The sequence below is a fragment of the Parasphingorhabdus sp. genome (assembly GCF_059726685.1).
The window spans coordinates 103,188-115,151 of sequence record NZ_AP041068.1; the positions used below are offsets into that span (position 1 = coordinate 103,188).

The following is an 11,964-nucleotide window of genomic DNA, read 5'->3' on the forward strand; positions in this document are numbered from 1 at the left end:
AGGAGGCCTTTTGTGTCTGTTTATCTGAATAGCAGGTGACTACCCACCTGATACAATCATGATTCAAGCCCCCTGAGGTTTCGGATCGCCAAATGGGCCTTTCCGCTTTTTGCCCGCTTTCGGGATGGATGTACCAATTGTAGGAACCGAAGATGGCTTCACGACATCGCCGTCGGGCCGTTCAAACTTGCCATTCTCGACCAGCGAGTCAATCTCGTCACCCGACAAGGTTTCATACTCAAGCAGCGCATTGGCCAGCAAATGCAGCTGATCTTCGTGCTTGGTCAACACGTCCTTAGCCCGGTCATAGCCTGCATCAACGATACCGCGAATTTCGCTATCGATTTTCTTTGCCGTTTCGTCGGACATATGAACGCGCTGGGATTGCGAATAGCCAAGGAAGGTCTCGCCTTGCTCCTCTTCATATTGCAACGGACCCATTTCGTCGGACATACCCCATTGTGTGACCATATCGCGCGCGAGCTTCGTCGCATATTGAATGTCGCCTGATGCTCCGGAAGACACTTTGTCGTAGCCAAAGATGATTTCTTCCGCGACACGGCCGCCCATCGACACAGCCATATTGGCGTGCATCTTGTCACGGTGATAGCTGTAGCTGTCCCGCTCCGGCAAGCGCATAACCATGCCAAGCGCACGGCCGCGCGGAATGATCGTGGCTTTATGGATCGGGTCAGAGGCAGGCTCATGCACCGCCACAATCGCGTGACCGGCTTCATGATAAGCGGTCATTTTCTTCTCATCCTCGGTCATCACCATGGATTTACGTTCGGTGCCCATCATGACCTTGTCTTTAGCGGTCTCAAACTCGTCCATAGCCACGAGGCGCTTCCCGCGCCGAGCAGCCATCAAGGCGGCTTCGTTGACGAGGTTCGCGAGGTCAGCACCGGAGAAACCGGGCGTACCGCGTGCAATCGTGCGTGCATTCACATCGGGTGCCAGTGGTACTTTCTTCATGTGCACTTCGAGGATCTTTTCACGACCTTCAATATCTGGGCGCGGCACGACGACCTGGCGATCAAAGCGGCCCGGACGCAACAATGCGGGGTCGAGAACGTCAGGACGGTTGGTCGCGGCGATGATAATGATACCTTCATTCGCTTCAAAACCATCCATTTCGACCAAGAGCTGGTTCAGCGTCTGTTCGCGCTCGTCATTGCCATTGCCAAGGCCAGCACCACGATGGCGACCAACGGCATCAATTTCGTCGATGAAAACGATACAAGGTGCATTTTTCTTCGCCTGCTCAAACATGTCGCGAACACGGCTCGCACCAACGCCGACAAACATTTCCACAAAATCTGAACCGGAAATGGTGAAAAAAGGCACCCCAGCTTCACCAGCAATTGCGCGGGCCAGCAGAGTTTTACCGGTACCCGGTGAACCTACCAGCAACGCGCCTTTTGGAATTTGCCCACCCAGTTTCGCAAAGCGACCTGGATTTTTCAGGAATTCAACGATTTCTTCCAGTTCTTCGCGCGCTTCATCGATGCCGGCGACATCTTCAAAGGTAACCTTGCCTTGCTTTTCGGTCAGCATTTTGGCCTTGGATTTGCCAAAGCCCATTGCTCCAGAACCGCTACCTTTTTGCATTTGGCGCAACACGAAAAACGCTATGCCGAGAATAAGCAGGAACGGTAGCGACTGAATCAAAAGATACTGCCAGATGCTTGGGCTTTCTTCGGCTTGGCCACTATACTCTACACCTTTTTCATCAAGCAATTTGACCAGGCTGGGATCATTGCCAACGGGCGTTGTGGCGAACTTGTCTCCGTTGGTCAGCTCACCAGTAATCTTGTCCGGGGCAATCGCGACGCTTTGGACGCTGCCCTCGGCAACTTTCGCACGGAACGAGGAATAGCTGATTGCTTCACCAGAATCAGCACCGGCACCGGCACCAAACATGGAGACAGTGAGCAACAGGGCGACAATCACGCCTGCCCAGATGAGCATACTCTTCATCCAGGGATTTTCCTTGGGATCCTGTTCGTCATTCATGATAGTTGCTGTCCTGTCTTGGTATCGTCAGCGGTTATTCCAACCGAATCTGTCCCTTAAAGATAGGAGTTTTGCCTAGGATGACAATATAAGGCCGAATGTTTTTGCTGATCAGTCTGATCGTAAATGGTGATTTTCCGCTAAAATACTGAAATGTTTATCTATTATTGCGTTCCGGTGCAGCAGAGAAGGTCCAGACCTTTCCGCCCTTGCACAATATATTTCCAATAGTCTGGGTTTCACCTTGTTCCAGCCCCTTGATCAGCGGCTCCAACTGGCTGCCGCGCGGCGACAATGCCGGATCGCAGACATGCAAGCATCTCAGGAGCAATCGCCGCACAATTTCATGGGGGAAGTCATGATTGTCGAGTGTGCAGCCATCTTCATTTTTCTGGATATGGGTTGCCGCCAATTTGTCGACCATCCAATGTATCGCGGTCCGCGCATCATCCAGCGCAGCGGCGCTTTGGTTAGCGAGGCTTACATCAAAACCTGACAACCGCGACAATGCATCCCTTACCCGGACACGGTCAAAGCTCTGATCTTTGTTGGAAGGATCATCAACCGGTGTAATTCCTTGAGCCGTCACAAACTGGGTCAGCATATTTTTTGGGAAGCTAAGTAACGGGCGAATGATGGGACCACGTTTGGCGCGGATTGCAGACATACCGTCAATACCGCTACCGCGCATTATCCGCATAACAAGCGTTTCAAGCTGGTCGTCTGCATGGTGGGCAGTAGCGAGCCATGCGATACCTCGACTCTCTATCCAGGCGTTGAGCAAGGCATAGCGCGCTTTTCGGGCTTCTGCCTGAATACTGCCGCGAATGGGAAAAGATGGCTTCAATATCTGATGCGGAATCGCTCGGTCAGCGCATATGTCGGTGACAAACTGGCATTCAGCATGAGCCTCCGGGCGCAGCCCATGGTCGACACTTGCGGCAGCAATCCGTCCCGGGAAGCAGCTATTGGCGAGCAGCAACAAGGCAAGGCTATCAGGTCCACCCGAAACGGCGAGACCCAACTTGTCATCACTTTTTTCGAAGTCAGGCACAAGCATCGTCACCGCTTCACGGAAGCGATCAACAAGAGCCTGCTCCATCATGGGGTGCGCTGAAAGAGACGCATTATTAGCTGCAATCCGCCGCTGCCTTGCCCCGTGCAACCCGCGCACTGAGGCGACCGGATGCTGCGCTGGGATACACTTCCTGTAATTCTGACAGCACGCGGCAAGCGTCGGCCTTTTTATCCAGTTGGACCAAGGCTGTGCTGAGAAAATAAAGACTGTCAGGTGCCCGTTCACCGCGAGGCAGTTCCTGATAATTTTCATAAAGGGCAACAGAGGCCAAGGCCGGTTTACCGTCGTCGAGATAAGCACGGCCCAGCAGATTTTTGGCGAAACTGGCACGGCGGTGCTTGGGATGATCGGCTGCCGCTTTCTTGAGCTGCGTCTGGGCCTCAGGATAATATTTCGCTTCCCACAGCCGATAGCCGTAAATATAGGCGTCTTCGCCGGCATCGCCGGTATCAGGCATCACGATGGATGCAACGCCGCTTACGCGTTCAGGATCGGGGCTGGCGCTTCCCGTATCTTCCGTAACAGATCCGCCCGATGGCGTCGTCGATAGTGCGCCGGGATTGGTGCTGACCGGCGGCACCGCAGCGGCCATTTTATCCTCTATCTGCCTGATACGAAAATCATTCTGCTCAACCTGACCAGTCAAGTTTGCGAGACTGCGTTCGAGCGTATCAACTCTAGCGATCAGGTCAGAAACGGCAGTTGTTGTTGTCGATGGAGTCGTCGGGGTATCAGCATCAGGTCTGATTTCGGGTTCGAAAAACCGAGAGGAACCACCAGGAAATACCTTACGCTGAACCGCCCGCATTTCCTGTTCCAACCGGTCGACACGCTTGTCGACATTGTTATTTTGCGCAGCAGCAGGAGCCGCAATCAAAAGGCTGGCCGATAGCGCGGCGAATAACGTCGATGACAGGACGGGTTTCATAAGGAGCCTCCAAACATATGGCCAAAGATTTGTTTTACGTTAACCATAGATGCCGTGGAAAAGTAAATAGATTTACGTTGAGTGAGATTGATGTTTCACAGCCATATGACCCTGCTATTGCGTGGTATCCAGTTCACTTGCGGGTTCGCCGTTCGTAGTTGATCCACCGGGATCGGTTCGTGCGAGTAGCGCGGCCGCGCTAATACCGACGTCCTTAATCGTACGATCTGCTGTGCCCAGTGGCGCAACTACGGCGCCATCAATAGTGACGGTCAAGGCATCAGGTCGTCCCGTCAGAATTTGGGGGCCTTTGGCATCAGCGGGAACCGAATATTGTTCACCGGCTGACATTTCCTTTTCAAACAGGCGCTCACCATCTTCGTCGTATATCTTGAGCCAGACAGTCTCGGTTGCAGTCAAAGTGACCGTACCTGTGTCAGACGGTGTTGGGCCAACTGGATCAATCGTACCGTCCAGCGTGCCATCTATGGTCTCGCTCTCGGTAAATTCAGCTCCGGGTCCTTCATCTATGAAATCGGCAGGTTCCAAAAACAAAGTTCGCCAAACCAAAAACCCGATCAACAAGACTGCAGCGATGCCACCAGCCGTCCACGCGAGATATTTGGGAGGAATATTACTCGGATTAGCCGGCGCGTAACCGCTTGTTTCCGGTTCATAGGCACTATGACCCTGATCATCCATCTCTTCGCGTAATTGACTACCGATTGTCACTTCACTGAGGCCCACGGTTCGGGCGTAGGACTTGGCAAAACCAATCGCATAGGTGCGGCCAGGCAGAGCAGCGAAATCTCCAGTTTCAATGGACTCTAGGTGCCGCTGCGGAATCCGCGTTGTCTTGGCAATATCTTCAATATTCAGATTTTTTTGCTCTCGCGCATGACGCAACATGTCACCCACGCTGTGCAAGTTTAACTCGGCATTTTCCTGCTCTATTTCTTCTGCATCATTTTCTTCGGCCATCATACTCTCCTTTGGCCGGTTCGCGGTGCGACCCCGATTTTCACTGATGATTCAGAAAAAGCCACTGGAGCGATGAAAAGTCAATGATTATCAATATTTCCAGCCTACTGATATCACCATTATGACGAGATCTCCGGGCTTTCAAGAAAACCGTCGATACCAATTGTTACATATGGACAGTCAACCGATGTCCACCTGATGCTCGAGGGCCCATTCTTGCAGTGTGGTTCGGGGGTCGCTTGGCGGACCTGATAGCATCGCATTAAGCTGTTCCTGTGCTGCGCCCAGATCAAGCGAGCGAACCATAGCCTTGATCGGGCCAACAGATGCAGGTGTAATTGACAAACGCTTTATGCCGAGCCCCAACAGCGCTAGCGCATCCATCGGCCGTCCGCCCATTTCACCGCAAACGCCCAGCTCAATGTCCAGTTCATCGGCTTGCTTGGAAACACGGCCAATGAAGCGCAATATGGCCGGACTCAACCAGTCGAACCGCTCGGCCAATTTCGGGTTGCTGCGATCGGCGGCAAAGAGAAATTGTGTAAGATCATTGGTACCAATTGACAAAAAATCCAGCCGTGGTGCCATCTGGTCCAGGCACTCCGCCAAAGCCGGAACTTCAAGCATAGCGCCGTAACGGATGGACAGTGGTAACTGTTTCTTGCGGCTGCGCAAAAATTCCAGCTGTTTTTCAAACACAGTCTTGGCTTCGTCGAATTCCCATGGCTCGGCAATCATCGGAAACATCACGTTGAGTTTCCGTCCGGCGGCAGCCTCAATGAGCGCGCGCGCTTGCACTTTCATCAAGGCGTCCCGCTCTAGGCCAATGCGTAACGCGCGCCAGCCCATGGCCGGATTTTCTTCCTTGACTTCACTCGTTTGGAAATAAGGCAAAGGCTTATCCCCGCCGATATCGACGGTGCGGAAAATAACCTGCTTGTCACCTGCCGCATCCAGCACATCGCGATAGAAGCGCAATTGTCCAGCACGGCCTGGCATAGTGGCAGCGACAAGAAACTGAAACTCTGTCCGAAACAACCCAATGCCATCGGCGCCCGTGAGATTCAGCATCCCCATATCGTCACGCAAGCCGGCGTTGATATTCAACGTGATCCGCGTGCCATCTTTGGTTATCGGCTCTTCATCTTTAAGCGCGGTATAAGCCGCCCGCTTTTTCTGGGTCAGTTCAACCTGTGCTTCAAACGCATCCTGCATCGATTGGCCTGGCCGTACAAACAGCGCATTGTCATCGACATTCAGCAACAAATAATCATTTTCGCGAACAATCTGGCGGATATTCTTAACCTGTCCCAATATCGGGATGTCCATTGCCCGCGCGATGATGGTGACATGGGCGGTTAGTGATCCTTCTTCCAGCACCACACCCTTCAAACGCCGACGATCATATTCGAGCAATTCCGCAGGTCCGAGATTGCGGGCAATCAATATTGTATCCTGCCGCAAGCCCATGGTTGCCGCCGTGCCCATTTGACCGGAGACTATTCTCAGCAAACGATTTGCGAGATCTTCCAGATCATGCATCCGTTCGGCCAAAAGCGGGTCATCTATCTGCCGCATCCGCATACGGGTATGTTGCTGCACACGCTCAATGGCGGCTTCGGCGGTCAGGCCGCTGTCAATCGCTTCGTTGATCCGGCGGCTCCAGCCTTCGTCATAAGCAAACATCTTGTAGGTTTGCAGCACCTCTTCATGTTCACCGCCGACCCCGAATTCCGCCTGATTGGTCATATGGTCAATCTGGCTACGCATCTTGTCAAAGGCGGAATAGACCCGGTGTCTTTCGGCTTCGATATCTTCAGCGACAGTATGTTCGATTTTTACGCGCGGCTGGTGAAAGACGGCGAAGCCGCTCGCCTTACCCTTGACCAGTTGCAGTCCACTGAGCCGGTCCGCCCCATTGTTACGGGCTTCCGGGGCATCCACCGACTCCACATCGATCAGTTCTGCATTGGCAATCAGTTCAGAAAGCACCATCGCAGCCGTTTGAAAAGACTCAATCTCTTCTTCGGAATATTTGCGCGGTTCCATATGCTGGGCACATAACACGCCGACGGCCTGTTGGTTTCGGATAATCGGCACGCCGGCAAAACTGTGGAATTTCTCTTCACCTGTTTCCGGGCGATATTGAAAATCCGGATGGCTGGCCGCTTCATCAAGATTCAAGGTTTCGACATTTTTGGCAATATAGCCCGTTAGTCCCTCACCAAATGCCAGCTTCGTGACATGTACCGCTTCCTGATTAAGGCCGCGTGTGGCGTATAATTCCAGCACGCCTTCACGGCGCAAATATATCGAACAGACCTCACTGCTCACCGCCTCCGCAATGGTTTCGACGACATGATTCAGTTTTGTCTGCGCATTACCCGGCGAGGCCATAATCGACCTGAGCCCGGTCAATATGTTACGGGCTGTTACAGGACTGGACGTATGTTTGGTGGCCATAGGAATGACCTAGCAGAAACCTCCCGAAGGCGCGACATGCAAAACGGTCAAAAGGCCAAAAAATGTATGTCATCCCATGACTTGTGGTTAACCACTATCTCGGTTTAGTCCGGTTCTGGACCCACTTGTACAGCAAGCTTGCCCAGATTGGCGCCCGTGAACAACCGTTCGAGAGAAGCGGGTGCGTTTTCAAGGCCCTGCACCACATCTGTTTCGAATTTCAGACGTCCTTCCATCAGCCATCCGGCCATCGCCTGTGCGCCTTCAGGAAAACGGTCAAAATAATCCAGGATAATGAATCCGCGTAACGTGGTTCGCCGCATTAACAGATTGGCAAAATTGGATGGACCGGGAGATCCGTCTGTATCATTGTAGGTGGATATCAGTCCACAGAGCGGCATGCGTGAAAAATCATTCAGGCGCGCGATCACCGCATCCATGATTTCACCACCGACACTTTCAAAGTTAATATCAATCCCGTTCGGACAATGCTTGTCCAATGCGGCACCGACGTCTTCGGTCTTGTAGTTGATCGCAGCGTCAAATCCCGCTTCTTCCGTAAGCCATTGGCATTTATCATCAGATCCTGCGATGCCAACGACATGGCATCCGTGAATTTTACCGATTTGCCCTACCATAGAACCAACCGCGCCTGCGGCAGCAGAAACAACCAGCGTTTCGCCTTCTTTTGGTTTGCCGATATCCATCAGACCAAAATAGGCGGTCATGCCGGTTGCACCCAATGGCCCCATGTAAGCGGTCAGTGGCACGCCGGGAATCGCGGGTAGCATGCTCGCCATGCCGCCGGGAATGTCATTATACATAGCCCAGGTAGACAGGCCTGTGTTGATCAGTGCGCCGACCGGTATGGCGTCGAAGTTGCTTTCTTCCACAACACCAATACCGCCACCGCGCATGGGATCATCGATCGGCACCGGAGGCAAATAGCCATCCATATCACTCATCCAAATACGGTTGGTGGGATCAAGGGACAGGTAAACAGTGCGCACCCGAACCATGTCCGGTCCCAGCGGGCCCATTTCTTCCGTGACCAGTTCAAGATCTCCATCGGCAATCTTGCCGACGGGGCGTTTGCGCAAATACCAAACCTGATTTGTAGTCATGGGACTTATCCTCTCATTATCGATCTCCCAAACCTTGGGGAAACCAGGGAGTAAGTCAATGACTTGAATGTTTTAACTGGATAGATCGATGCAATTCAGACGGGCTTGCGGGTGCCAGGGGCATATCGAAAATATGGTCTGATGAACCAGACTGAAACACAAAAACTGATCATAAATTTGGATCAGGCATCCGTTAGCAACTCTTCCTTCAACCGCAGCTTTTGTTTCTTCAGGTCATGAAGTCGAATCGTATCTGGAACCGGGCGGGCCTCTTCTTCGCTAATCTGGCGATCCAGGGCCTCGTGTTTTCCGCGTAGGGCTGACAGATGATTCTGATCCATAATATTCTCCTGATTTTTTATAGTGTTGCTGGGTTGAAAGTGGCTGCGGGTGTCCCTTTTCATTTGCCTTGCGCTTGTCATCAAGCGGAGACGATGACCATGGATATTAATGTCTTGGTTTCGACATGAACCATGAATAGGGTGAAGATTACAAATTTGTTGCAGGCATGCAAGGGGCGAATGGATCCATTATGGCGATAAGCGATCAGGAGTTGCGGCAGCGGCTTGAACTACTGAGGCAAGAGCACCGTGATCTGGACGATGCGATCACGGCTCTCATGGAATCAGGCAGTCATGATCAATTGCGCGCCGCACGTCTCAAGAAGCGCAAATTGCACCTGCGGGACCGCATCATCCAGATCGAAAATCAGCTGATACCGGATATTATTGCCTGATCAGGCGCATAATTGCGCCGGTTCGGCCATGTTAACTGTTTCTGTCTACCCATTAACCCGCGGGTGGGCCGCGTGTCACATTGAAACATCTTGCAAATTAACCCTTTGACCAGCAAATTTTAACTGTCCCTGCTCACAAAATATTTGCTACACCATCGGGCATGGCTGACAGCGAAGCATTAATAACGCCCAAATTACTGGATGCGCTCTATACCGAGTCTATGGTACTTGCTGACGAAGCGCGGTCCTATTTTGAATCCGGCCGCTTTAATGACCAGTGCGAAGACAAAGCAGCGCTGTCTGTATCTTTTTCCTGCGAGTCTTTAAAGGTCACAACGCGTTTGATGCATTGCATCGCGTGGCTGCTAAACCAACGAGCGTTGCATGGCGAAGATATGACGGATGGCGAGGCATGGAACCATAACCGCGAACTGGGCTATGCTGCAGCCAGCGATGGTCCAATGGTCGCTCTGTTTCCTGACGAGGCACGTGAAATAATTGATTCAAGCGAAGAGCTGTTTCAGCGCCTGCAACGTCTTTCGGCACGGCTTGGGTATGAGGATATCTCGGAGCCGCCGGTCCATGATATGTTCCGACGACTCAAAAGCTCCTTCTGATTTCATAATCTGATCTGGTCAGGCGGTTGCTTTGGCCTGTTCCATTGTTGGATAATCCACATAACCTTCCGCGCCCTGACTATACCATGTCGGCGTGAAATCGATCGGATTGAGTTCTGCACCAATGCGGAAACGTTCGGGCAGGTCGGGATTGGTCATGAAGGTTCGGCCAAAGCTGATCGCATCGGCTTTGTCATTTGCCAGAGCCTCTGTCGCATTATCATAAAAATAATCGCTGTTGAGCACCAGAGGTTTGCTGAATACCGGACGGATATCGGGGCTAACCGCCGGCACATCAGTATTGCCATAAGTGCCATGTGCAGGTGGTTCACGCAATTCAAGAAACGCGATGCCAATGCCGTCGAGTAATTTGGCAGCAGCGGTAAAGGTCTCGACCGGTGTCGCATCGTCCGCGCCCTGTGAATCGCCATTGGGAGAGAGCCTTACGGAAACCCGGTCACTGCCCCAGACGTCAACCAGACGCTGAGTCACTTCACCCAGCAAGCGGATCCGGTTTTCGATCGAACCGCCATATTCATCGGTCCGGAAATTAGTACCAGAGCGGATGAACTGATCGATCAGATAACCATTGGCACTGTGCAGTTGCACCCCGTCAAAACCTGCCTTTTTCGCATTCTCGGCAGCATTGGTATAATCGTCCAGCAAGCCTGGAATTTCATCCAGTTCCAGTGGGCGCGCTTCCACATAGTCGCGCTTGCCCTGATAGGTACGGACGCTTCCCGGTGCGGTGGTCGCGGAGGAAGAAACGGGCTTTTCACCACCAAGGAAATCAGGGTGTACAATCCTGCCCATATGCCAAAGCTGGCAGATGATCCGACCGCCCGCCTGATGAACCTGCTCGACAATCGGCTTCCATGCTTCAGTTTGCTCGTCGTTCCAGATGCCAGGCGCAAAGGGCGTACCCAAGCCTTGCTGACTGATACCCGTAGCCTCGGAGATGATCAGCCCAGCACCAGCGCGCTGGGAATAATATTCACCCATGATCGGAGTAGGCACATGCTCCATCGTCGAACGGCAGCGCGTCAAGGGCGCCATTAGCATCCGGTTGGGGGCTTCGATCGCGCCAAGGGTAATGGGATCAAATAATGTGCTCATATCCATGTTCTTTCGCTATTTTTAACTGCTTGATGAATAGCTAGTCAGGCCAGTGGCGCTTTGCAATGCAATGCTTTAAAAACTTTTCTTTCAGCCTATATCGGATTTATTGGTCTCCCGACGCGCCCTCGCTCATATGGGGAATCACGTACAAGGAATTCAGGACATGCACCCGAAACAACCCAAACCGCTCAGAGATGATCCCACGCTCGATGAAGTGCGCGCTTATCTCGCGCCGCTTCTAGCATCGCAAGCGGCTTTTGACGGGTGGAACGAAGACGCAGTGGCAGCAGCGGCCAAGCAAGCCAGAGTTGATGGCGATATCGCGCGACTGGCGTTTAACGACGGTCCGGTGGATATGATCGATGCATGGTTTCAATCTGTCGATGAAACCATGGTGGCAAAATATTCCGCAGAAGAGCTTGGCGCCATGAAGATTCGCGAACGAATCACGGTGCTCGTGGTTGCACGGCTGGAGATACTGGAGCCAGACCGGGAAGGGTTGCGCCGGGCCTTGGCCCTACTCGCGGTACCTCCCAATCTCAGGACTGCTGCCAAGCTCGGTTGGCGAGCAGCAGATAAGATGTGGCGGCTCGCCGGCGATACAGCAACCGACTATAATCATTATACAAAACGGACACTTTTGTCGGCTGTTTATGGCAGTACAATCAGCGTTTTTCTTGATGATGAAAGCGATGGTCATGCCGAGACCAAAGCGTTTCTGGATCGGCGGATCGAAAATGTGATGCAGTTTGAGAAGGTCAAAGCCAAGCTCACAAAGCCGGGCGGTGATCGATTCAGCATGGCGCGCTTTATAGGACGGCTGCGCTATCGCGGAGCCTGAGCGCTAGTTTCTAGCAAGCTATTGCCAAAGCAGCGCAAACCCCGACAAAAGACTCGCCATG

11 protein-coding genes are annotated in these 11,964 nt (G+C 52.6%); 3 read left to right on the forward strand and 8 right to left on the reverse strand.

The window, feature by feature from the left end; genetic code table 11:
• Window positions 1-63: 63 nt before the first annotated feature.
• From ftsH to AC6I9Z_RS00510, 7 genes are all read right to left on the reverse strand, one after another.
• Window positions 64-2,016: an ATP-dependent zinc metalloprotease FtsH gene (gene ftsH / locus AC6I9Z_RS00480; protein ID WP_461458005.1), complete on the reverse strand. Its 1,953-nt coding sequence runs from the start codon at window positions 2,014-2,016 to the stop codon at window positions 64-66.
• A gap of 157 nt (window positions 2,017-2,173) precedes the next feature.
• Window positions 2,174-3,121, reverse strand: coding sequence for a tRNA lysidine(34) synthetase TilS (tilS, locus tag AC6I9Z_RS00485; protein WP_461458003.1), 948 nt, complete (start codon window positions 3,119-3,121; stop codon window positions 2,174-2,176).
• Between the two features lie 25 nt (window positions 3,122-3,146).
• On the reverse strand, window positions 3,147-4,022 hold the full coding sequence (locus AC6I9Z_RS00490; RefSeq protein ID WP_461458001.1) for a tol-pal system YbgF family protein: 876 nt from the start codon (window positions 4,020-4,022) through the stop codon (window positions 3,147-3,149).
• A 114-nt stretch (window positions 4,023-4,136) separates the two neighbouring features.
• Window positions 4,137-5,006 (reverse strand): helix-turn-helix domain-containing protein, encoded by an 870-nt coding sequence (locus AC6I9Z_RS00495; protein ID WP_497811096.1) that lies wholly within the window; start codon window positions 5,004-5,006, stop codon window positions 4,137-4,139.
• Between the two features lie 177 nt (window positions 5,007-5,183).
• A complete protein-coding gene (gene ptsP, locus AC6I9Z_RS00500) occupies window positions 5,184-7,466 on the reverse strand; it encodes a phosphoenolpyruvate--protein phosphotransferase (protein WP_461457997.1) in 2,283 nt (760 codons plus the stop codon).
• Between the two features lie 104 nt (window positions 7,467-7,570).
• Window positions 7,571-8,590 carry an NADP-dependent oxidoreductase gene (locus AC6I9Z_RS00505; protein WP_461457995.1) on the reverse strand — a complete coding sequence of 340 codons (1,020 nt, stop codon included), beginning with the start codon at window positions 8,588-8,590 and terminating at the stop codon, window positions 7,571-7,573.
• A 182-nt stretch (window positions 8,591-8,772) separates the two neighbouring features.
• Window positions 8,773-8,931, reverse strand: a complete 159-nt coding sequence (locus tag AC6I9Z_RS00510) for a YdcH family protein (protein WP_109354217.1) — start codon at window positions 8,929-8,931, stop codon at window positions 8,773-8,775.
• A gap of 191 nt (window positions 8,932-9,122) precedes the next feature.
• Between AC6I9Z_RS00510 and AC6I9Z_RS00515 the strand changes: the two genes are divergently transcribed.
• Window positions 9,123-9,326 (forward strand): YdcH family protein, encoded by a 204-nt coding sequence (locus AC6I9Z_RS00515; protein ID WP_461457992.1) that lies wholly within the window; start codon window positions 9,123-9,125, stop codon window positions 9,324-9,326.
• Between the two features lie 161 nt (window positions 9,327-9,487).
• On the forward strand, window positions 9,488-9,943 hold the full coding sequence (locus AC6I9Z_RS00520; protein ID WP_461457990.1) for a DUF1465 family protein: 456 nt from the start codon (window positions 9,488-9,490) through the stop codon (window positions 9,941-9,943).
• Between the two features lie 18 nt (window positions 9,944-9,961).
• Here the strand turns inward: AC6I9Z_RS00520 and AC6I9Z_RS00525 are convergent, their stop codons facing one another.
• A complete protein-coding gene (locus tag AC6I9Z_RS00525; RefSeq protein WP_461457988.1) occupies window positions 9,962-11,059 on the reverse strand; it encodes an alkene reductase in 1,098 nt (365 codons plus the stop codon).
• A 166-nt stretch (window positions 11,060-11,225) separates the two neighbouring features.
• Here AC6I9Z_RS00525 and AC6I9Z_RS00530 point away from each other — a divergent pair, with 166 nt between their 5' ends.
• The gene (locus AC6I9Z_RS00530; RefSeq protein ID WP_461457986.1) at window positions 11,226-11,903 is read left to right on the forward strand and encodes a COQ9 family protein; all 678 of its coding nucleotides are present in this window, start codon (window positions 11,226-11,228) and stop codon (window positions 11,901-11,903) included.
• Window positions 11,904-11,964 lie beyond the last annotated feature (61 nt).